19 protein-coding genes are annotated in these 19,155 nt (G+C 67.0%); 5 read left to right on the forward strand and 14 right to left on the reverse strand.

Going from position 1 to position 19,155, the window contains the following annotated elements; genetic code table 11:
* Nucleotides 1-11: 11 nt before the first annotated feature.
* Nucleotides 12-533, reverse strand: coding sequence for a VTT domain-containing protein (locus QA609_RS11110; RefSeq protein WP_278302670.1), 522 nt, complete (start codon nucleotides 531-533; stop codon nucleotides 12-14).
* Nucleotides 534-783: 250 nt separating this feature from the next.
* Between QA609_RS11110 and QA609_RS11115 the strand changes: the two genes are divergently transcribed.
* Complete coding sequence (locus QA609_RS11115; RefSeq protein WP_278302671.1) at nucleotides 784-1,635, forward strand: acyl-[acyl-carrier-protein] thioesterase; 852 nt, start codon at nucleotides 784-786, stop codon at nucleotides 1,633-1,635.
* A 15-nt stretch (nucleotides 1,636-1,650) separates the two neighbouring features.
* On the opposite strand, the gene gcvPB is transcribed toward QA609_RS11115, so the two are convergent.
* The 5 genes from gcvPB to QA609_RS11140 form a co-directional block, all read right to left on the reverse strand.
* Nucleotides 1,651-3,135, reverse strand: coding sequence for an aminomethyl-transferring glycine dehydrogenase subunit GcvPB (gene gcvPB, locus QA609_RS11120; protein ID WP_278302672.1), 1,485 nt, complete (start codon nucleotides 3,133-3,135; stop codon nucleotides 1,651-1,653).
* Nucleotides 3,132-4,469 (reverse strand): aminomethyl-transferring glycine dehydrogenase subunit GcvPA, encoded by a 1,338-nt coding sequence (gene gcvPA / locus QA609_RS11125; protein ID WP_278302673.1) that lies wholly within the window; start codon nucleotides 4,467-4,469, stop codon nucleotides 3,132-3,134. Before gcvPA ends, gcvPB begins: the two co-directional genes overlap by 4 nt.
* A gap of 130 nt (nucleotides 4,470-4,599) precedes the next feature.
* Nucleotides 4,600-5,850, reverse strand: a complete 1,251-nt coding sequence (locus QA609_RS11130; RefSeq protein WP_278302674.1) for an AI-2E family transporter — start codon at nucleotides 5,848-5,850, stop codon at nucleotides 4,600-4,602.
* Between the two features lie 137 nt (nucleotides 5,851-5,987).
* A complete protein-coding gene (locus tag QA609_RS11135) occupies nucleotides 5,988-8,462 on the reverse strand; it encodes a cation-translocating P-type ATPase (protein ID WP_278302675.1) in 2,475 nt (824 codons plus the stop codon).
* Nucleotides 8,463-8,465: 3 nt separating this feature from the next.
* On the reverse strand, nucleotides 8,466-9,266 hold the full coding sequence (locus QA609_RS11140) for a sulfite exporter TauE/SafE family protein (RefSeq protein WP_278302677.1): 801 nt from the start codon (nucleotides 9,264-9,266) through the stop codon (nucleotides 8,466-8,468).
* Between the two features lie 209 nt (nucleotides 9,267-9,475).
* Between QA609_RS11140 and QA609_RS11145 the strand changes: the two genes are divergently transcribed.
* Nucleotides 9,476-9,697 (forward strand): hypothetical protein, encoded by a 222-nt coding sequence (locus QA609_RS11145; protein ID WP_278302678.1) that lies wholly within the window; start codon nucleotides 9,476-9,478, stop codon nucleotides 9,695-9,697.
* An 18-nt stretch (nucleotides 9,698-9,715) separates the two neighbouring features.
* Here QA609_RS11145 and dpsA (QA609_RS11150) read toward each other — a convergent pair whose 3' ends face one another.
* From dpsA (QA609_RS11150) to QA609_RS11175, 6 genes are all read right to left on the reverse strand, one after another.
* Complete coding sequence (dpsA, locus tag QA609_RS11150) at nucleotides 9,716-10,285, reverse strand: DNA starvation/stationary phase protection protein DpsA (protein WP_278302679.1); 570 nt, start codon at nucleotides 10,283-10,285, stop codon at nucleotides 9,716-9,718.
* A 2-nt stretch (nucleotides 10,286-10,287) separates the two neighbouring features.
* Nucleotides 10,288-10,866, reverse strand: a complete 579-nt coding sequence (gene dpsA / locus QA609_RS11155) for a DNA starvation/stationary phase protection protein DpsA (RefSeq protein ID WP_343233796.1) — start codon at nucleotides 10,864-10,866, stop codon at nucleotides 10,288-10,290.
* A gap of 201 nt (nucleotides 10,867-11,067) precedes the next feature.
* Nucleotides 11,068-12,405, reverse strand: a complete 1,338-nt coding sequence (gene hmgB, locus QA609_RS11160) for a hydroxymethylglutaryl-CoA synthase (RefSeq protein ID WP_278302680.1) — start codon at nucleotides 12,403-12,405, stop codon at nucleotides 11,068-11,070.
* A 187-nt stretch (nucleotides 12,406-12,592) separates the two neighbouring features.
* On the reverse strand, nucleotides 12,593-13,174 hold the full coding sequence (locus QA609_RS11165) for a DUF2150 family protein (RefSeq protein WP_278302681.1): 582 nt from the start codon (nucleotides 13,172-13,174) through the stop codon (nucleotides 12,593-12,595).
* 75 nt (nucleotides 13,175-13,249) lie between these two features.
* Nucleotides 13,250-14,101, reverse strand: a complete 852-nt coding sequence (locus tag QA609_RS11170) for a TatD family hydrolase (RefSeq protein WP_278302682.1) — start codon at nucleotides 14,099-14,101, stop codon at nucleotides 13,250-13,252.
* A gap of 68 nt (nucleotides 14,102-14,169) precedes the next feature.
* Nucleotides 14,170-14,625, reverse strand: a complete 456-nt coding sequence (locus QA609_RS11175) for an NYN domain-containing protein (protein ID WP_278302683.1) — start codon at nucleotides 14,623-14,625, stop codon at nucleotides 14,170-14,172.
* Between the two features lie 406 nt (nucleotides 14,626-15,031).
* Between QA609_RS11175 and QA609_RS11180 the strand changes: the two genes are divergently transcribed.
* The 3 genes from QA609_RS11180 (at nucleotide 15,032) to gcvH (ending at nucleotide 18,243) form a co-directional block, all read left to right on the forward strand.
* A complete protein-coding gene (locus QA609_RS11180) occupies nucleotides 15,032-16,651 on the forward strand; it encodes a S8 family serine peptidase (RefSeq protein ID WP_278302684.1) in 1,620 nt (539 codons plus the stop codon).
* A gap of 108 nt (nucleotides 16,652-16,759) precedes the next feature.
* Nucleotides 16,760-17,857, forward strand: coding sequence for a glycine cleavage system aminomethyltransferase GcvT (gene gcvT / locus QA609_RS11185; protein ID WP_278302685.1), 1,098 nt, complete (start codon nucleotides 16,760-16,762; stop codon nucleotides 17,855-17,857).
* A gap of 2 nt (nucleotides 17,858-17,859) precedes the next feature.
* Nucleotides 17,860-18,243: a glycine cleavage system protein GcvH gene (gene gcvH / locus QA609_RS11190; protein ID WP_278302686.1), complete on the forward strand. Its 384-nt coding sequence runs from the start codon at nucleotides 17,860-17,862 to the stop codon at nucleotides 18,241-18,243.
* On the opposite strand, the gene QA609_RS11195 is transcribed toward gcvH, so the two are convergent.
* Together QA609_RS11195 and QA609_RS11200 are read right to left on the reverse strand one after the other, a co-directional pair.
* Nucleotides 18,244-18,432, reverse strand: a complete 189-nt coding sequence (locus QA609_RS11195; RefSeq protein WP_278302687.1) for a hypothetical protein — start codon at nucleotides 18,430-18,432, stop codon at nucleotides 18,244-18,246.
* 3 nt (nucleotides 18,433-18,435) lie between these two features.
* Nucleotides 18,436-19,146, reverse strand: coding sequence for a helix-turn-helix domain-containing protein (locus QA609_RS11200; RefSeq protein WP_278302688.1), 711 nt, complete (start codon nucleotides 19,144-19,146; stop codon nucleotides 18,436-18,438).
* Nucleotides 19,147-19,155: the final 9 nt, after the last annotated feature.

Genomic DNA, 19,155 nt, shown 5'->3' on the forward strand with positions numbered 1-19,155 from the left:
GTCGACAGCGGTCAGCTCAGAACGGCCACGCCGGCGACCGCCGCACCGACGTAGACGCTGTGGTAGAGTGCGGTCGCGATCGACATGTGGAACGCGTACCGGCCCGCCGGGTAGGAACTCAACGCCGCGGGAACGGCGATGATGCCCCGACTCACCGGGACGACGTTGGTCGTAAAGATCGCGACCCCGCCGTGTCGTTCGAACCAGCGATCGAGCCGGCGGTACCGTGCCGACTGCGGGTCGAGTTCGACGTACGGAAGCTCCTCGAGGACGGACCAGCCGTAGCGACTGACGGCGAGATACAGCACCAGTTGCCCGAGGACGTGGGCGATCGTGACGACGACGACGACGAGTACGGCCTCGCGACCCGTGAAGCCGCCCCCGACGACGTAGCCGGGGAGGAAGACGCTCGTCGGGAAAACCTTGCCGACGAGCGCTCCCTTCAGCACGAACACCCCGAACAGCACCGGGAGGCCGAAGGCTCGGATCGCGGCCTGGAGAACGTCGACGGACGTCGCCGTCGATCCGATCATCGCTCGGCTTCGGCCGGCCCCGTTCGGACGATTTGTTCCGCTGCCAACATTCTCGTTAACTATCTGCTCCAGCCCGCCACGTTATTTATTTTGTGGTGATCCTAACAACGATCTAATTGACCGAGTCGAACAGGGATGGGACGGTCTGGTGGCGGTCGCCGATCGCGGTCGGTCCCGGTTCTCCCTTCCCTCGAGCATCGCTTGCCGGTTCCTGTACGGTCCTAACGGGCGGGGACGTACACCCGCGGACATGCAAACGATCGCCGATCGCCGGGTACAGTTCGGCGAGTTCGCCGGCCCCCTCGCGCACGGAGCGTCGTTTTTCGACTGGCAGCTGATCTCGACCCAGGAGGTTGCCGCCGCGTTCGACTACTCCTTCGCGGAGATCCTCGCCGACGGCGGGATCCCCTACGCGCCCGTGGTCGTCGCCACCTCCGTCGAGCGCTACCCGCACCTTGGGGAGACGATCTCGGTCGAGACGGTACCCCGGCGCGTCGGGGACTCGAGCGTGGAGCTCGTCTACGAGATCAACGACGACGACGAAAACCGGCTGGCGACGGCTCGAATGACCCACGTGACGATCGGACCCGACGGCGCCGCGCTGGCGCTGCCCGAGGACGTTCGGGCGGCGTTCGCGGACGCCTGCGTCGATCGGGATCCGTCAGTCGGTCCCGCGAGTGAGCCGAACGCGGAGGACGAAACTGGAGCGCTGGCGTCGTTCTCCTCGTCGTTCGAGATCCACAGCCCCCACATCGAGGGCGCCGAGTTAGCGTACTTCGAGGAGTACCCGCGCTTCGCCGACGTCGCCCTCGAGCACCACCTCGAGGAGCGCGGAACGAGCCTCGACGAGCTGCGGGGCGAGAACGAGCCCTACCGAATCCGAGACTGGCGCTGGGAGTTCAAGGCACCAGTTCAGTTCGAGACGACGCTGCGGGTCGACTGCGACGTCCTCGAGGCATCCGACGAGACGATCCGGATCGCCCACGAGCTCTCGAGCGACGGCCGAACGAACATCGAGGGGATCACCGAGTACGGCTGTTTCGACCGCTCCGGGGCGCCAGTCGCGTTCGACGAGGCGATGCTCGAGCCGTTCCGAACGTAGCGAACCGGTCCCGCTCTATTCGTCGTTCTCGAGGGCGTGCCAGGACAGCCGCGGGCTCCGCGCCGCGTCGGTCTGGTCGATCCGACGGGCGGCCGTCCGCTCGGGGGCTGCCTCGAGGGTCTCGTCGTCCTCCGCGGCGACGGCGTTGAACGCGGCGGCGAGCCGGTCTAAGGTGTCCTTGCTCTCGACCTCCGTCGGCTCGGTCATCAGCGCCTCGGGAACGATCTCGGGCCACTTCGTCGTCGGCGGGTGGACGCCGTAGTCGAGCATCCGTTTGGCGACGTCGGCCGCGTCCTGGTCGCCCGCGCTGGCGACGAACTCGTGGTGGAACGGCTCGTAGGGAACGTCGTACTCGATCTGACTGGCGAGGTAGTTCGCGTTGAGCACGGCCGTCGCGCTGGCGTCTAACAGGCCCTCGTCGCCCAGCCGAGCGATGTAGGCGAACGTCTTGACGAGCACGAGCCAGTTGCCCTGGTAGCCGTGGACCTTGCCGATGGTGTGGTCGGGGTCGAACAGCTCGTAGGTCGGCTCGGAGCCGCTCGAGTCGTCGGCCTCGCGAACGCGAGGGGCCGGCAGGAACGGCGCCAGCTCGTCGACGACGCCGACCGGGCCGGCACCGGGGCCGCCGCCGCCGTGGGGCGTCGCGAACGTCTTGTGGACGTTGTAGTGCATCACGTCGAAGCCCATGTCGCCCGGCCGGGCGCGACCCAGGAGGGCGTTCAGATTGGCGCCGTCGTAGTACAGCAGCCCGCCCACGTCGTGGACCATCTCGGCGATCTCGGTGATGTCGCGCTCGAACAGGCCGAGCGTGTTCGGATTCGTGAGCATCAGTGCCGCCGTGTTCTCGCTCAGGGCGGCCTCGAGCGCCTCGAGGTCGACCCGTCCCTCGTCGTCGCTGGGCAGGGAGACGACGTCGTAGCCGCCCAGCGCCGCGGTCGCGAAGTTGGTGCCGTGGGCGCTCTCGGGAACGATCACCTCGTCGCGGTGGCCCTCGCCGTTGTGCTCGTGGTAGGCCGTTGCGACGCGGATCCCGACGAACTCGCCGGCCGCCCCTGCGGGCGGCTGCAGCGTCACGGCGTCCATCCCGCCGATCCGTCCGAGATAGTCCTGCAGTCGGTACATGAGTTCGAGGGATCCCTGAACCGACGTTTCGGAGCGATCCGGGTGGACTGCAGCCTTCGGCAGCGCCGCCACGTCCTCGGTGAACTTGGGGTTGTACTTCATCGTACACGACCCCAGCGGGTAGGGGCCGCTGTCGATTCCGTAGATCATCTGGGAGAGCCGCGTGTAGTGGCGGGCCAGTTCGGGCTCGGAGAGGGCCGGCAGCTCGAGGGAGTCCCGCGTCAGGTCGTCGGGCAGCGGCGAGTCGTCGTCGCCGCCGATCTCGACCGTCGTCCGGTCCTTCTCCGAGAGCAGGGGCTCGTACTGGCCGTCCTCGACGTAGCGAGCCTGGTCGTAACGCGCACGGTCGTCGCGTCCGGCGCCCGAGTCGTCGCTCATCGGGCCACCTCCGTGAACGCGTCGACGAACGGATCGATCCGCTCGTCGGGGACGCCGGCGACACACACCTGAATCTCGTGTTCGCCGACGACGTGGACGGCGAAGCCGCGCTTCTCGAGGTCGTCGGCGACGGCCCGTGCGGGCTGGTCGACGCGGGCGACGAACTCTCTGAGGTGGTGGCGGTCGTGAACCGGCGCTGTGACGCCGACGATCTCGTCCAGTCGGTCGGCGAGGTCGTCTGCGCGTGTCACGCCGCGCTTCGCGAGGTCGACCATGCCGTCCGGCCCGAGGTACGCGGCGTGCATCGCGGTTCGCAACGCCACCCACGCCTGGTTCGTACAGATGTTACTCGTCGCGCGCTCCCGGCGGATGTGCTGTTCGCGGGTCTGCAGCGTCAGCGTGTACGCCCGTCGGTCGGTTGCGTCCTCGCCGGCACCGACGAGTCGGCCGGGTACCTGCCGCAGATAATCCTCACGGCAGGCGAACAGGCCCAGCCCCATCCCGTAGCTCGTCGGCAGTCCGAGCACGCTCGCGTCGCCGACGACGACGTCGACGCCGACGTCAGCGGGGCGCTGGAGCACGGAGAGCGCAACCGGGTCCGAACCGAGGACGAACAGCGCGTCGGCCTCGCCTGCGAGATCGCCGATCTCGGCGAGTCGCTCCTCGATCGTTCCCCGTACCGTCGGGTTCTCGGCGTAGACCATCACGACGTCCTCGTCGACGGCGTCGGCGAGGGCGTCGAGATCGGCGTTTGCGTCGTCCGTCGGGTACGTCGCTACCTCGAGATCGGTGCCGGCGACGTAGTTCTCGAGCGTGCTCCGGCGTCCCTCGAGCAGGAGGTCGGGAACGAGGACGCGGTGGCCGCTCGTGGACCGAACTCGCTCGGCGAGGGTTGCGGCCTCACCCAGCGCCGTCGCGGCGTCGTACATCGAGCAGTTCGCGACCTCGAGACCCGTCAGTTCGACCAGTAGCGACTGGTACTCGAACAGCGCCTGCAGGAAGCCCTGGGAGACCTCGGGCTGGTACTGCGTGTAGGAGGTGAGGAACTCCGAGCGATCCGCCAGGTGGTCGATCAGCGAGGGGACGTAGTAGCCGTAGTGACCCCGACCGAGCAGCTCGGTTAGCTCGTCGTTTCGCCCCAGTACCGATCGTACCAGCCGCCTCGTCTCCCGTTCGCTTCGCGCGTCGATTCCGAACGCGTCCTCGAAGCGAACATCGTCGGGGATGTCGAACAGTTCCTCGACGTCGTCGACGCCGACCGACTCGAGCATCGCCGTCCGTTCGTCGTCCGTGTAGGGAGCGTAGGGGCTCCCGGTAGCGTGTGATCCGTTCATGTGTAGCGAGGGTCCCGGTCGTCTCGGATCCGCCCGTTGCGATCGCGGCGAGTCCGGGTTTCGTTCCGAGACACGATACGTGGTAGTTACGGACACGGGGTAATGAACGCACCTCTTCGCGGGGCGAGTATCACTCGGCGGAGTCGGGTTCGGAACCGGTCGACCCCGACCGGTCGCTGTTGGATTCGGGGTCCGGTTCCGGACCGGGCTCGGCAGGGGGCTCCGCGCTCGAGTCGCCGCCCGGATCGTCCTCCTCGTCCGGGATCGGCGACTCATCGGTGATCCCCGTGCTCGGGGCCGTGTCGGCCGCGGGATCGGCCGCGGGAAGCGGTCCGACCGGCGGGTCCCCCTCGGCGATCGCCCACTCACGGGCGAACAGATCGAGGGTGATCTTCGCGCCGCCGAGAACGACAGGGCCGATAAAGAGCCCGACCGCGCCGAAGACGACGAGGCCGCCGAAGATGCCGACGACGACGATCGCGGAGTTGAAGGCGCTCGTGCGGCCGATGAGGGCGGGTCGGAGGTACGTGTCGGAGGCGCTGACGAGCAGGCCGTAGCCGACGAGGATCGCCGCGGGGACGGTTTCGCCGATCACCGCCAGGTAGATCGAGATCGGCATCCAGACGGCGAAGACGCCGATCAGGGGGAGCAACGCGGCGACGAACGCGGCGACGGTGAGCAACACGACCGCCGGCACGTCGAGAAACATGAGTCCGACGCCCAGCAGGACGGCCTGGATCATCGCGACGACGACGTTGCCGACGACCGACGCCCACATGAGCTGATCGAGTTCGGTGAGCAGCTCCCGCTGCACGTGGTCCTTGACGGGGAGTACGTACTGCACCCAGCCGACGAGCCGATCGCCGTCGCGGAGAAGCGCAAAGAGCACGAACACCGTCACCGTCAGCCCGATGGCGATCGACGGAACGCCGCCGACGAACTCGAGCGCACCGGTCGCGAGCTCCTGTAACCCGGTCGCGATCGGCTCCTGATAGGTGTCGTACGTCTCCTGGAGGTCGACGGGGTAGCCGAACTCCGTCTCGATCTGCTGTTCGATATCCTGTACGTTGAGCGTCCCGTCCTGGACGTCCATGGCGATGTCGAGCGCCTGCCCGAGCGCGATCGCGAGCACGTACATCACCGGCAGCAGAATCGTTAGGATCGCGACGACGACGAGGACGAGCGCGGCCGTCATCGACCGAACGTACTTCTCGAGCTGGCGCTGGGCGGGCATGAGAATGTACGCGAGGATCACGCCGAGCAGGACGTACTGGAGATACGGCAGGACGATAAGCGCCGCGAGCAGAACGCTGACGAGGGTGAGAACGACCAATCCCGCTCTGTCGGAGAGCCACTCGGACAGCTCCGGGCGCGTCGACATAGCTTCCGATTGGGTGGCCAGGACTAATTAGTTCGCGTTGAGATCGCTCCGCTGTCGCCGAAGGGGCGCCGTCGGTCAGTTCCGAAGCGACCGCGAGCTGGCCTGCGCTCGCTCCGAAAAACCGGTAATAGCTCGTCTCAGTCCTCGAGCAGCGACCGCGAGGAGTTCGTGACGACCAGGAGGCTGCTCGCACCCATCGCGAGCGCGGCGAACAGCGGGTTGAGCAGTCCCGTCACGGCAAGCGGGATCGCGATCCCGTTGTAACAGAAGGCCCAGCCGATGTTGCCCTTCACTCGGCGGTCGGTCGCTCGCGCGAGTTCGAAGACGGTGTCGACCGACCCGAGGTCGTCGTCGACGAGCGCGACGTCGGCCGCGTCCGCAGCCATCGCGGTCCCGCCGCCGAGTGCGATCCCGAGGTCGGCGGCAGCCAGCGCCGGCGCGTCGTTGGTTCCGTCGCCGATCATAACCGTCCGACCCGTTCGCTTGAGCCGTTCGACGGTCTCGGCTTTCCCCTCCGGCGGGACACCCGCGAACACCCGGTCGACCGACGGCTCCTCGCGGAACCGACGGGCCGCGCGGGCGTCGTCGCCGGTGAGCACGACGACGTCGGTGTCCGTCTCCGCGATGGCCGACAGCGTCTCCGACCATCCCTCGCGAAGGTCGTCGCCGACGACGATCACACCCTCGGCGACGCCGTTCCGGCCGACGGCGACCGGAACGCGTCCCGTCTCGCGCCCCGACTCGATGCGGCGGGCGACGTCGTCGGGAACCGTCCACCCCCGATCGCGAAGGAGATCGGGGTGGCCGACGACGATCTCGTCGCCGTCGACGACGCCCGCGACGCCGTTGCGGTGGCTCTCGAAGGAGTCGATACCGTCGTCAGCTTCCCCCTCGGTCTCGAGGGTGTCCTCGTCCTCGCCGTCGACTCGAGCCGAGCCGGGGGCCGACTCGGTCTCGAGCGTGCCGCCGTCCGCGACGGGGCGCTCGGCGGCGATCGCCTGCCCGACCGGGTGCGCGGAGCGGCGCTCGAGTCTGGCCGCCTGCTCGAACAACCCGTCCTCGAGGTCGGTCTCGACGACGGTCATCTCCCCGGTCGTCAGCGTTCCCGTCTTGTCGAAGACGACGGTGTCGGCGTCGCGGATGCGCTCGAAGACGGTGTCGTCGAAGACGACGATCGACTGCTCCAGGGCGTCGCGAATCCCCGCCGCGACCGCCAGCGGGGTCGCCAGTCCGAGCGCGCACGGACAGGAGACGATCAACACGGTGAGCCCGACCAGCAGGGCGTCGGCGACGCCCGCACCGGTCAGGAGGTAGATCGTCGTCACGACGACCGAGAGGACCAGCACGAGCGGGACGAAGATCGTCGCCAGCTTGTCGGCGAGCTTCTGGATCCCGTGGCTCGAGCTCTGGAGGTCCCAGACGAGTTCGGTGACCCGATCGAGGCTGCTGGTGGCATCCTCGCCGACGCGGACGGTGATGGCGCCGTCGGTGACCATCGACCCGCCGACGACCCGGTCGCCGGCCGTCTTCCCGACGGGCAGGGACTCGCCGGTGACGACGGCCTCGTCGACGGCGACATCGCCCTCGACGACCTCGCCGTCGACGGGGATCCGCTCGCCGGCCCGCACGAGGAGTCGGTCGTCGGCCTCGAGGTCGTCGACGGCGACCTCCTCGTGGCTCCCGTCCGGGCCGACGCGACGGGCCTCGTCGATCTGGACTGCCGTGAGGTCCGAGAGGCGCTCGGTGGCCTTCTCCTTGATCGTCGACTCGTAGTAGTTGCCGACCGAGACGATAACGATGATCGCGACGGTGACGTCGTAGTAGATGTGGTCGCCGCCGACGGCGATCGACAGCGTGCTGTAGAGGTAGGCGCTGACGGCCGCGATCGTTACCAGCAGGTCCATGTTCGGCGACCGGGTCTTCGCGGCGACGTAGGCGCCCTGCAGGATCGGCTTGCCGGTCACGCCCAGCACGATCGTCGTCAGCGCGGCGATCATCAGGTAAAACGGCGTCGCGAGCTCGCTCGCCAGCGCCTGGCTGAGGAACTCGTACGTTCGTTCGTCGTAGAACAGCCCGCCGAAGTAGGTTGGGTAGATGATCAGCAGGTACTGCATCATCACCATCATCCCCATGAGGACGCCGACGACGATCCGGCCCATCATCCAGTTGTCGGCCTTCCGGCGCATGAACGCGTCCTCACGGTCGTAGGCGCTGTACCCCAGCCCGCTGATCGCCTCCTCGAGTTGGGTCTGGGAGACGGCATCGGGATCGTGGTCGATCCGAACCGTGTCGGTGACGTAGCTCGAGTCGGCGTTGCTGACACCGTCCTCCCGGAGTGCGGCTGACTCGATGAACGCCTCGCAGGTCGCACAGTGCATCCCGTCGACCTCGAGGTACGTCGACTCGTGGTCGTCGGGCACCGCCCGCTCCCCGGCGTCGGCACGCTGTCGACGGACGTCCTCGGGGGCGACGTCCTCGACGTCGCCCAGCGCGTCGTAGACGTCCCGGCAGCCGACACAGCAGAAGCGGTTCCCCTCGTCGTCAGTGACGTCGCTGCCCTCGACGGGAAGCTCACACAGGGTGCAACCGGTTTCGTGGGTGTGGTCTGTCATCGTTCAGTGGTGGTCGTGGGCGTCGGCTCCCGGTGCGTCGATCCCGTCGTAGAACGGGAGCTCGGGATGAGGCAGGTGGATCCCGATACTCATCAGTCCGTGGGCAAAGAGGACGTAGCCCAGCACGACGAACGCAACCCCGAGCAGGCGGTGGACTCGCTGGCGGTGGACGACGTCGACCGACTCGATGACGGTGCCGTAGAGAAACACCGCGGGAACGGTCCCGATTCCCAGCGCCGCGAGCGCGAGGGCACCCCCGGCCGGCGACCCGGTCGCGAACGCGTAGAGGAAGGCCGGGTAGAGGATCGGACAGGGGAGCAGCCCGTGAAGCGCGCCCAGCCCGACGATGCCGGGGCCGTTCGCGAGTCGATCGACGTGGCCCATCAGCCAGCCGGTCAGGCGCTCGAGGCCGGGCAGGTGGATCCCGCCCGTCGTCCGCCCGAGCAGGTAGTAGATCCCGGTGGCGATGACGAACCCGCCGACGAGCAGGCCGACGCCACCTCGGATCGGTTCGACCAGGGGCGTCAGCGAGTCGGTCGTGACGAACAGGAGGCCGCCGAGCGCGCCGAAGAGGGCACCGAGGAGCGTGTAGCTCGCGGTTCGACCGAGGTTGAACAGCGCGTGCTGGCGCACCTCGTACGTGCTCAGGTGCGAGCCGCGTTTTCCGGTCGCCGCGCCGTCGTCCATCCGACCCGCGTAGACGGTCACCAGCGGCCCACACATTCCGATACAGTGGGCGCCGGCCAGCAGGCCGATGAGCAGGAACAGCGCGACGTCGATGCCGAGGAGGGTAAACGGGTCCATGTGTGGTCGGAGTCGAGGGCGATCGGGAGGCGGTACTCGTTGCTCGAGCTATCCGCCGGACAGGGTAATCGGTTTCGCCTCGAGCCACGCTCGGCCGCGGCGTCGAGGAAGCGAGCGCCGAACGACCGTACGGGTTCGGGTCCGAGCCAGCACCACACCGCGTCCGAAACGGACAAACGACTATCACGTTCGCGCCCGAACGAGGACGTATGCTTCGAACCCTCCTCTCGCGCGTGCTGCCCGGGTCCGACGACGGCCGCGACGAGACGGGCTCGGATCGGGACGAGACCGACTCCGAGTTCGCGGGCTCGCGGCTCGACGCGTCAGTGGTACACGCTCACGGCGGGGACGTCACACTCGAGAACGACGCCGACGCCGACGAGCTCGAGTCGCGGGCGCGAGCGGCCGAGCGGGAGCGGTGGCGGGAGTAAGTCGGTCCTGGCGATCGGTCAGTCGAGTGCGTTCTGCCGAACGAGCGTGTCTTCGGCGAGGTACCGCTCGAGGACGTGAGCGTCGTCCTCGAGGACCACGAGGCGCTCGCGAAGCAGTTCGCCGGTGGCCGTCTCGCCGACCCGTTCGACCTGCTCGACGTGGTCGCGAAACAGCGCCGCGAGCGTCGCGTACCCCTCGAGATCGCGCTCGAGCGACGACCGCACGTCGTAGTGGTGGGGCGCTTCGATGTGGATGGGCGCGTGCTGGCGGATCCCCATCGGACCGCAGACCGGCACCCCGCCGAGCGCGTGGACACGAACCGCGAGGGCGTCGGTCGTCTCGGCGAGTCGATCGGCGGCGTCCTCGAGAAAGCCGCCGAGGTCCTCGCGTTCGGCTCCCTCGAGCAGCCAGTAGTGTTTCCGGACCTGATTGAACAGGATGTACAGTCCCGAGAGCTCGGCGTTCAGCGCGTCGACGACCCGCTTTGCCGCCTCGCGATCGATTCGGAGCTCGTTCTCGCCGATCGTGTTCCACTCCTGGCGGACGTGCTCCGCGCCGAGGCTTCGAAGGTGCGGTTCGCTCGCCATGGTCAGTTCGTCGCCTCCGTTAGCACGAGCGTATCGCTCTCGAGGAACTGCTCGATCGCGTGGGCGTCGTCCTCGAGGGTCGTCAGGTGGTCGTCCAGTCGTTCGGCCGTCCCGAAGTCACCCACCTCCCGGGCCAACTCGACGTGCTCGCGCACGCTCGCGACCAGCGTCGCGTACCCCTCGAGATCCCCCTCGAGCGACGCGCGCAGATCGTACAGATCCTCGGCCTCGAGGTGGACCGCAGCGCGCTCCTGGATCGTCGGCGGCGTGTTCGGCGGGATGCCGCCGAGTTCGACGATCCGGACCGCGAGGTCGTCGTTGATAGCGCGGACTCGTTTGTACGCTCCCTCGAGGAACGCCGCGACCTCGCGGAACTCCGCCCCCTCCGCGGTCCAGTAGTGCTTTCGGAGGAGATAGAAAAGGTTGAACGAGCCGGCGCAGTCGACGCCGAGGGCGTCGACGACCGTCTCGGCCGCCTCGGGCTCGATTCTGAGGTCGTTCGTCCCGACGGTACCCCACTCCTGGCGGCGATCACCGGTGTCCGGTTCGCGAACCAGCCCGATCTCTCGTCTCGTCATCATGCGCTATCTTTCCCCGACCGACTTATAATTCATCGCTGGCTGGCACGTCGCCGACACGACCCCGGAGAACGATGGCTCCGAACGAGTGGTGGGTCGCTACAGAGCTACGCTACGTAGCGGTACTTGCGCTCGCCCATCCCGACGTACCTTTTTCCTCGCTCGCAAACGCGCTCGCTCGCAAAAATCTACGCTAAAAAACCGCTACTCGACGTAGCGGTACTTGCGCTCGCCCATCCGGCCCCAGCCGTCGAAGACGAACTCCTCCTCGGGCGTCGTGAACTCCTCGACGTCGACGTCCATCTCGTGGTTGTGGGCGTCGTGGACCTCCTCGTAGTCCTCCCAGCTCATGTCGTAGCGGGCCGCGAGCTGTTCGTCGACGTTTAATGCCGCGATCTCCTCGTCCCAGCTCTCGCAGACGGTCTCGGCGTGGATCTCGGCCTGGGCGCCGCTGCCGTAGGAGCCGACCAGCAGCGTCTCGCCGGTTAGATCGCGGCCGTCCTCGAGGGCGTGTTTCATCGCGCTGATTCGGGCGATGTGGACCGAACCGGTGTACCAGTTGCCGACCTCGCGAGAGATCGTCAGCGTCGGGTCGATGGTCCGAGCGTACCACTCCTGATACTGGTCGGTTCCCTTGAGTGCGTCCGTATACTCCCGGACGGCCTCGTGGTAGTCGTCCTCGGTGTCGAACGCCTCGCGCCGGGGCTGGCGGCCGATCTCCTCGGCGAGCTCCTCCTCGATGGCCGTATCCCGCGTGATGTGCCGATAGCCCAGCAGGCCCGCCTTGCGGACCATCCCCGGGAACGGCGTGTGGAACGGGATGAATGCGATGTCGTCGGGGTGGACGTCGCCCGCGACGCTCTCGAAGTCCTGTAGCGCCTCGCGCATCCGGGCGAGGTAGACCTGTACCGATCGCTTCCCGTCGACGGAGGGGAACTGCTGGTTCGGTTTGAGGAAGTCCGTCTCGTCGGCCGAGCCGTACCCCTGCTCGGGCGAGAGCTCGACGAGGTCCGGGTCCTCGGCGATGTACATCGCGACGGCTCCCGCACCCTGGGTCGCCTCGCCGGCGTCGCCGCGGGCGTAGAGCGCGGTGTCGGTCGCGATCACGATCGCGCCCCGGCCACGGTTGCGACCCGCGCGGATCCAGTTGTAGGCGTCGTCCAAGCTCTGGGTACCGGCGATGCAGGCGAACTTCCGCTCGCCCTTGTTGGCGTGGTGGAAGTCGCCCTCGTAGACCTGCTCGAGACAGCCCGCGACGTACGTCGAGACGGGCTTCGAGTTGTCGAAGGCGCTCTCGGTCGCGACGTCGATCCGACCGACGTCGTCGGGCTCGAGGCCCTTCCGTTCCATCAGTCGGTGGGCGGCGTTGGCCCCCATGGTAACGATATCCTCGTAGCTGTCGGGGAACGAGCTGGCGTTGAGTCCCAGCCCCTTCGTGTACTTCTCCGGATCCTCACCCTTCTGGGGGGCGAAGGTGCCGGGAAGGTCGAGCTTGAGGTTCCCGGTCCAGATCTCGACGGCGTCGATACCGACTGTGGTCATAGTACGGGAATACTGTCCGATCTATATGATATTGTCGTTCGTCGTTTCGACGGTCGTCGAACACCGCGTCGACGGTGCGAGTCGCTCCGGGAGCGACGACGGGCGAACCGGTCGGTTCGAGCGACGGGCGTCGCAGGAGAATCGCTCGTCGGCTGTCGAACCGATCGGAGAGAAAGCGCTGCGAGAGTCAGTCCTCGTCTTCCTCGACGACCTCGGGATCGCTCATCGCGCTCTGGAGGCTGTCCAACCCGTTGATCCACTCGGTGACCAGCCCGTACTCGAACTCCTCGGCGACGCCCATATCGAGCTCCTCGTCGTCGATGACGAGCGTGCCGGCCTGGGCGGCGTACCCCAGCGCCGCGTCGAGGTTCTCCTCGGCCTCGGCGTCGGCGGCCGCGCCGAGATAGTCGGTGACGGTCCCCTCCTCGGCTGGACCGTTGGCGATGTACTCCTCGGCGGCAAAGAAGACACAGACCAGACTCGTCTGAACGCCGTCGACGAGGATCAGCTTCTCCTCGTCCTCGATGTCGACCTCACTGAGGACGACCTCGCGAACGTCCTCGATCTCGGCCAGCGCTTCCTCCTGCTCGAGCTCGCCGTCGTCGTAGTCGGCGACGATCTTCGCGATCGCGATCGCGGTGTCGTCCTGTAGATTCAAGAGGAGCCGCGCCGAGTCCTCGTCCTCCGGATCGATCTCCTCGTCCTTGATGCGATCGATCCAGTTCTGCCAGCGTTCCGCCGAGTAGTACTCGGTGGGGGGATTGCTCATACAGACACCTACACCGGCCGCTTGAAATGCCTTTCTCTACCTGTATTCCGCGACGACAATCCCGAGACGGCCGTTTTAGGCCCGCTCGAGCGTCGATTCGGTGTCGATACCGTACACCCGCTTCGGGGTTTCGACGTGGGCGTTTCTGATGGCGTCGTCGTACCCGTTCTCGAGTAGCCACGCCACCCGCCGGGGGACCGTTTTCGGACCGAGCACGGCACCCGGGCGGTCCGGATCGTCGATGTAGTCGGTCTCCATCAGGAACGGCTCGCCGCGCTCGGCCGCGCGCTCGAGTTCGTCCTTCTCCCCGATGACGCTCGGAATCGGTCCCTCGAGACGGCCGCCCGCGTAGTGTTTGACCACCTTGTGGGCGGGGAGTCCGGCCGCTTCAGCCCACTCGGTGACCTCGGTGAGATCCTCGCCGCCCTCGGCGTGGAGCTGGACGGCACAGTCCAGGTCCGCTCCGCGCTCGAACGCGCGACGCATGACGGCGTTCGAGGCCGCCCAGACGTCGTCCGTGACCTCGTAGTGCGGTCGCCCCGACTTCAGCGCCAGCGCGTCGCCGCTCTCGACGTACTCAGCGGCGACGTCGATCCCGCCCTGCATGATCTCTCGAGCTTCCTCGGGGGCGTACCCCCGTTCGTCCACGAGCCGCGAGATCAGTCCCGGGTGGACGCCGAGGACGGGCCAGGCCCGACCCGGCAGTTCGGCCGAGGCGTCGGCGACGATCTCGAGGGTGCGCTCGAAGACGGGTCTGAAGTCCTCGCCCTCGTCAGCCTCGACGCCGAGGTGCCAGGAGGGTTTGTTCACCACGAGCATGTGGGTGCCGTCGACGCGAACGAAGTCGCGGACGGCGTCGATGCCACGATGGTTGTCCGGGTCGAGGTGGAGGTGGTTGTCGAGAACCGGCGTCTCGTCGTCGATCATACACGGCCGTGGGGCGTCCGCGGCCGAAAAGACACCGACTCGCTCGCGTCCGGCTCGCACCGACGGCGTTACTCGCCGAGCGTCACCGCGTCGTCGGCCGCGTTCCGCAGCGCGTCCGAACGGCCGTAACTGCCCGGGGCGATGGCGATCGTCTCGACGCCGACTCGACCCGCGTGCTCGAGGACGGGTTTGAAGTCGGTGTCCCGGGAGGCGATCGCGAGTCGGTCGATCGCCTCCTCGCCGGTCAGCGCGGTCGCGTCGACGGCGAGTTTGACGTCGACGTCGCCGCTGGTGACGATCACCTCGAAGCCGCGGGCCTCCGCGGCCTGGATGAGGCCGGGCGTGGCGTGCTCGTCGAGGTAGAGTCGGAGGACGCCCACCCGACCGAGCTCCTCGGCGGCGGTTCGCAGGTCGTCCAGATCGACGTCGAACTCCTCGCGGAAGACGTTCGGCCCGTCCACGAAGAGGCCGACCGTCGGTCCATCAGTTCCGGTCCCGAACCGGGCCCGGAGGCGGTCGAACATGCCGTTGAATTCCGCTCCGTAAAAAAAGGTGTGACGAAACGCCGCGGAAGACCATCGGGGCGGCGCTCCTCGAGGACCGATTCGTTTCTCCTCGGAGCGAACGCGCTGACGGCAATATCCGCTCGAGATTGCCGTCTGCCTTGTGAACCTCGTTCCGCCACGAGCGGTTCTCGTGGACCCGATGAGCGACCCACTGCCGACAGTTGTCGGCAAGTATTGCTAACATAAAACAAACTTTGTGTTAGTTTATATTTGATGTATGAGGAACTCGGAAACCAAACGTTGCTCACAGATCCATCTTAGAAGCATTCTTCCACGTACACTCAATCATATTGGTCTATACTCTATAAATTGTAACTTGTTTCATAAGAATTTAATATACTCTTGTGCTCCGACTGCATGTGTCATGACAGGTGATGACATTCACAACACTGGTCGACGAAGCGTACTCCAAGCAGCGGGCACACTGGGTGCACTCTTCGGTCTGAGCGGGGTCGCGACGGCGAGACCTGGCCGGGAGCCGGGACCGAAGAAAGAGGAGATCCTCGTCGGCGTCGACGACTCCGTCTCGGACGCGGAGGGGACAGTTGAACCGAAGATCCCGAACAACGCCGCGATCGTCCACGCGAACGAGACGCTCGGCTACGTCGTGGTGGAGTTCCCCGAAAATGCAAACGAGCGGGCGAAGGAGAACTTCAAGGAGAACGTGCTGGGCGACCGTGATATCGCGTACGCCGAGGAGAACGCGACCGTCGAGGCGTTCGCCACGCCGGACGATCCCCAGTACGGCCAGCAGTACGCGCCCCAGCAGATCAACTGCGAAGGTGCCTGGGAGACGACCTTCGGGGATTCGGACGTGACGATCTCGATCGTCGATCAGGGGATCCAGTACGACCATCCCAACCTCGAGGGGAACATGGACGGCAGCGTCTCGGACTACGGCGAGAACTTCGCCGGTAGCGGCAGCGACCCCTACCCCGTCAGCGAGGGAGAGGACCACGGCACCCACGTCGGCGGAATCGCCGCCGGCGGCACCGACAACGGAACCGGCCACGCCGGGATCTCGGACTGTTCGATGCTGTCGGCCCGCGCGTTAGACGACAGCGGCGGCGGCTCGCTGTCGGACATCGCCGACGCCATCCAGTGGTCGGCCGACCAGGGTGCCGAGATCATCAACATGTCCCTCGGTGGCGGCGGCTACTCGAGCACGATGGACAACGCCTGCGAGTACGCCCGAGAGCAGGGATCGCTGCTGGTCGCGGCTGCCGGCAACGATTTCGGGGGGAGCGTCTCCTATCCGGCGGCCTACGACAGCGTCGTAGCCGTCTCCTCGCTCGACGAGACCGAGTCGCTGTCGGACTTCTCGAACGTCGGACCGGAGATCGAACTCGCCGCACCCGGCACGGACGTGCTCTCGACGGTCAACTGGGACGACTACGACGAGTTCTCGGGGACGTCGATGGCGTCGCCGGTCGCCGCGGGCGTCGCGGGACTCGCACTCTCGGCTCATCCGGGGCTCTCGAACGAGGCGCTCCGTGACCACCTGCGGACGACGGCCGTCGACATCGGACTCCCGGAGGACGAGCAGGGAGACGGTCGGGTCGACGCCGATCTCGCCGTCAACACCGACCCCGACGAGGAGCCGGACGACGGCGATGACGACGATGACGACGATGACGACGACGGGGGAGACGATCCCGGCGACGGCGAGGAGACGACCTCCATTACCGACACGCTCTCGAGTTCCTGGGACAGCGACTGCTGGACCTACGGCTGGCAGTTCGAGGACACTCGACGGGTCGCCATCGACCTCGAGGGACCGAGCGACGCCACGTTCGACCTCTACGCCAACGAGCGCAGTAGCTGTCCGACGACCTCCGACTACGACCACATCTCCTACACCTGGGGCAGCGACGAGGAGATCGTGATCGAGGATCCCGACACGGCGGCGGACCTGCACGTGCTCGTCGACGCCTACAGCGGCAGCGGCGAGTACACGCTGACGATCACCGAGTACGAGGGCTAAGCCGCGCTCGTTCGCGGTCCTTTTTCCACCGTCGGCGACCGGGTTCTGCGTGCGAGACGACCACGACCGACGAAAAGACATTACTACCCCCGGAGTGTCAAGCCGACTATGCCGCTTCAGACGCCGCCGTTGCGTGGGATCCACGCCGATCGTGGAGCGAAGTTTACGGAGTTCGGTGGCTGGGACATGCCCGTGGAGTTCGACTCGATCCAGACGGAACACCGGGCGGTCCGGGAAGACGTCGGGATCTTCGACGTCTCTCATATGGGTCAGATCCACGTCACCGGGCCGGACGCCACGACGCTGATGCAGCGGCTCACCACTAACGACGTAACCCGCCTCGAGGTCGGCGACGCCCAGTACGCCGCGATCACCGACGAGGAGGGCCTGATCATCGACGACACGGTCGTCTACCGGCTGCCAGACGAGGACGGCCAGCCGACGTACCTCTTCGTGCCCAACGCCGGTACCGACGAGGCGACCCACGAGCGCTGGATCGGCTACCGCAACGACCTCGAGCTCGAGGCGACCGTCGACAACCAGACCGACGAGTACGCGATGTTCGCCCTGCAGGGACCCGACGCGGCCGACCTGCTCGAGGACGTCGCCGACGGCTCGCCGACCGACCTGGGTCGGTTCGAGGCCGCGTACGCGACCGTCGCCGGCGTCGAGTGCTGGACCGCCCGAACCGGCTACACCGGCGAGGACGGGTTCGAGCTCGTCGTCCCGTGGACCGAGGCCGAGACGGTCTGGTCCCGGCTCGAGTGTCAGCCCTGCGGGCTCGGCGCCCGCGACACGCTCCGTATCGAAGCGGGGCTGTTGCTCGCCGGCCAGGAGTTCGACCTCGAGTCGAATCCGCGAACGCCCTACGAGGCGGGGATCGGCTTCGCGGTCGACCTCGACACCGAGTTCGTCGGCCGGGACGCGCTGGTCGAGGCGAACGAGGACGGCGTCGAGGAACAGCTGGTCGGCTTCCAGCTGATCGATCGCGGCGTTCCACGTCACGGCTACGATATCACGAACGCCGAGGGCCGGGTCATCGGCAAGGTCACGAGCGGCACGATGAGTCCGACCCTCGAGCAGCCGATCGGACTCGGCTACGTCCCGGTCGAGTACGCGGATCCGGGAACGACGCTCCAGGTCGTCGTTCGCGGCCGATCCAAGAAGGCAAGAGTTGAAACCACGCCGTTCATCGACACAGCATAACTATGAGCTTCGACGTTCCAGACGACCGACGGTACCGCGAATCGCACGAATGGGCACTCCCGACCGACGACGGGATCCGCATCGGCATCACCGACTTCGCACAGGACGAACTCGGCGACGTCGTCTTCGTCGAACTCCCCGACGAGGGCGAGTCGATCGCCCAGGACGAGGAGTTCGGCGTCATCGAGTCGATCAAGGCCGTTTCCGACCTGTACGCACCGGTCGGTGGCGAGGTCCTCACGGTCAACGAGGAACTGTTCGACTCTCCGGAACTCGTCAACGAGGACGCGCTCGGCGAGGGCTGGATGCTCGAGATCGAGGGCGCCGACGAGACCGAACTCGAGGCGCTGCTGTCGGCCGACGAGTACGAGGACCAGATCGCCTGATCAGGGCTCCTGCGGCGTCTCCCGATTGAAAAGCACCATCGCCGCTCCGGAGACCACGACGGTCAGTACCGCCCAGACGAGCCACAGTTCCGGCTCGTCGACGACGTAGACGACGACGAGCGTCGCGAGAAAGACGGCCGTCAGCGCCGTCGTCCACAGATCCTTTCGGCGGGCCGGTGTCTCCGACATTCCTTACTCGAGCGTGACGAGGTGGTCGAGCAGCTCCTCGAGCGGTTCGGTCGTCACGGCCAGCGAGTAGCCGTCGATCCGGGCGAGGTCGGCGGCGTGCTCCCACAGATCGTCCTCCTCGATGCCGTGGAGGACGACGGCGTTGGGCGTCGGGTTGACGACCCGGAGCGCGACGGCGACGGCCTCGCCCCGCGTGACGCCGGTAAAGACCAGTACGCGGTTCGTGCTCTGGCCGTACAGCCGGAAGAACTCCTCGCTCGAGAGGCGGGTGATCGCCCCGATGCTGTCGATGACGGTGTGGCCGCTGACCTGATCCGTGCTGCCGGCGGCGACCTCGGTCGCGCCGATCTCGTCGTACAGCTGGACGAGCGGTTTCGAGGTCGCGTACTCCCGAAGGTCGTAGACGACGTCGCTCTCGAAGCCCGCCGAGAGCACGCGGCCGTACTGGCGGATGCGATCGCCGCCGCGGCGTTCGTCGATCGCGAGCAGCCCCTCGACGAGCCGGCCGACGACGCCGATCCCGGGGCTCTCTCGGCGCCCGCTCTCGTAGTCCGAGATAACCGAGGAAGACACCTCGAGTTGGTTGGCCAGGTCGGTCTGGGAGACGCCGAAGTCGGTTCGCCACTTGCGCAACGTCGCGCCGGGGTCGTCGCTCAGCGTGATCTCTCCGGCGATCTTCTCGGCGAGCTCTCGCTTGGGTCCACGGCCGCCCATACGCGACGG

It is taken from the genome of Natronococcus sp. A-GB7 (assembly GCF_029688865.1).
In the GTDB taxonomy this organism is placed as follows: domain Archaea; phylum Halobacteriota; class Halobacteria; order Halobacteriales; family Natrialbaceae; genus Natronococcus.

Coding starts and splice junctions, on each gene's coding strand:
- QA609_RS11110 (WP_278302670.1), bottom strand. CDS start 533: ATGATCGGATCGACGGCGACGTCCGTCGACGTTCTCCAGGCCGCGATC.
- QA609_RS11115 (WP_278302671.1), top strand. CDS start 784: ATGCAAACGATCGCCGATCGCCGGGTACAGTTCGGCGAGTTCGCCGGC.
- gcvPB (WP_278302672.1), bottom strand. CDS start 3,135: ATGAGCGACGACTCGGGCGCCGGACGCGACGACCGTGCGCGTTACGAC.
- gcvPA (WP_278302673.1), bottom strand. CDS start 4,469: ATGAACGGATCACACGCTACCGGGAGCCCCTACGCTCCCTACACGGAC.
- QA609_RS11130 (WP_278302674.1), bottom strand. CDS start 5,850: ATGTCGACGCGCCCGGAGCTGTCCGAGTGGCTCTCCGACAGAGCGGGA.
- QA609_RS11135 (WP_278302675.1), bottom strand. CDS start 8,462: ATGACAGACCACACCCACGAAACCGGTTGCACCCTGTGTGAGCTTCCC.
- QA609_RS11140 (WP_278302677.1), bottom strand. CDS start 9,266: ATGGACCCGTTTACCCTCCTCGGCATCGACGTCGCGCTGTTCCTGCTC.
- QA609_RS11145 (WP_278302678.1), top strand. CDS start 9,476: ATGCTTCGAACCCTCCTCTCGCGCGTGCTGCCCGGGTCCGACGACGGC.
- dpsA (WP_278302679.1), bottom strand. CDS start 10,285: ATGGCGAGCGAACCGCACCTTCGAAGCCTCGGCGCGGAGCACGTCCGC.
- dpsA (WP_343233796.1), bottom strand. CDS start 10,866: ATGATGACGAGACGAGAGATCGGGCTGGTTCGCGAACCGGACACCGGT.
- hmgB (WP_278302680.1), bottom strand. CDS start 12,405: ATGACCACAGTCGGTATCGACGCCGTCGAGATCTGGACCGGGAACCTC.
- QA609_RS11165 (WP_278302681.1), bottom strand. CDS start 13,174: ATGAGCAATCCCCCCACCGAGTACTACTCGGCGGAACGCTGGCAGAAC.
- QA609_RS11170 (WP_278302682.1), bottom strand. CDS start 14,101: ATGATCGACGACGAGACGCCGGTTCTCGACAACCACCTCCACCTCGAC.
- QA609_RS11175 (WP_278302683.1), bottom strand. CDS start 14,625: ATGTTCGACCGCCTCCGGGCCCGGTTCGGGACCGGAACTGATGGACCG.
- QA609_RS11180 (WP_278302684.1), top strand. CDS start 15,032: ATGACAGGTGATGACATTCACAACACTGGTCGACGAAGCGTACTCCAA.
- gcvT (WP_278302685.1), top strand. CDS start 16,760: ATGCCGCTTCAGACGCCGCCGTTGCGTGGGATCCACGCCGATCGTGGA.
- gcvH (WP_278302686.1), top strand. CDS start 17,860: ATGAGCTTCGACGTTCCAGACGACCGACGGTACCGCGAATCGCACGAA.
- QA609_RS11195 (WP_278302687.1), bottom strand. CDS start 18,432: ATGTCGGAGACACCGGCCCGCCGAAAGGATCTGTGGACGACGGCGCTG.
- QA609_RS11200 (WP_278302688.1), bottom strand. CDS start 19,146: ATGGGCGGCCGTGGACCCAAGCGAGAGCTCGCCGAGAAGATCGCCGGA.